The organism is Azotobacter bryophylli, assembly GCF_042643485.1.
Lineage (GTDB): Bacteria > Pseudomonadota > Gammaproteobacteria > Pseudomonadales > Pseudomonadaceae > Azotobacter > Azotobacter bryophylli.
The window spans coordinates 1-704 of record NZ_JBHRSJ010000018.1; the positions used below are offsets into that span (position 1 = coordinate 1).

Consider the following 704-nt stretch of genomic DNA (forward strand, 5'->3'; position numbering starts at 1 on the left):
CTTGAGCGCTTGCATCTGCTGCCGGAGCTTCTCGATTTTGTCCTGAAGGCGGCTGGTCTTGGCCTCAGCAACATCGGACTGCGTTCGGTCAGCGGTATCCATCGCTGCCAGATAACGGTCGATGCTTTTTTCGATTTGCTCCATGCGGGCACGGAGTTTGGCTTGGGTGAAGTTGCGATCACGGTTGTTGATCGCTTTGAACTTGCTGCCGTCGATGGCCACCAGCGACTGGGAGAACAGATCGAGCTGGCGGCAGAGCACGACGAACTGCCGGCAAACATTGCGAATGGCCTTGCCGTTGTCACGACGGAAATCAGCGATGGTTTTGAAGTCCGGCGCGAGTCGTCCGCACAGCCACATCAACTCAAGGTTGCGCTGACATTCGCGCTCCAGGCGCCGGCTGGACTGGATGCGATTGAGGTAACCGTAGAGGTAGATCTTCAGCAGTACTGCAGGGTGGTAGGACGGCCGACCGGTTGCCGCTGGGGCCACCCCGTCGAACTCCAGCGCCGTAAGGTCGAGTTGTTCGACGAAGGCTTCGACGACCCGGACTGGGTTGTCTTCGGTGATGAAGTCATCCAGGCACTCAGGCAACAAGCTGACTTGGGTCCGGCTCGCTTCCTCGATGAATCGCTTCATACGTCGCCCTCGCTGACGTCGCTTCAGCAACTCTAGGCGAGACCGGCGTTTTCACACAGTCTGGA

Annotated in this window: 1 protein-coding gene; it reads right to left on the minus strand. The window is 58.5% G+C overall.

From position 1 onward, the window contains the following. Window positions 1-639, minus strand: a 639-nt coding sequence (locus ACFOJE_RS10485) for a transposase (protein WP_377814286.1), incomplete at its 3' end; no start/stop codon positions are given. Between the last annotated feature and the right edge of the window lie 65 nt (window positions 640-704).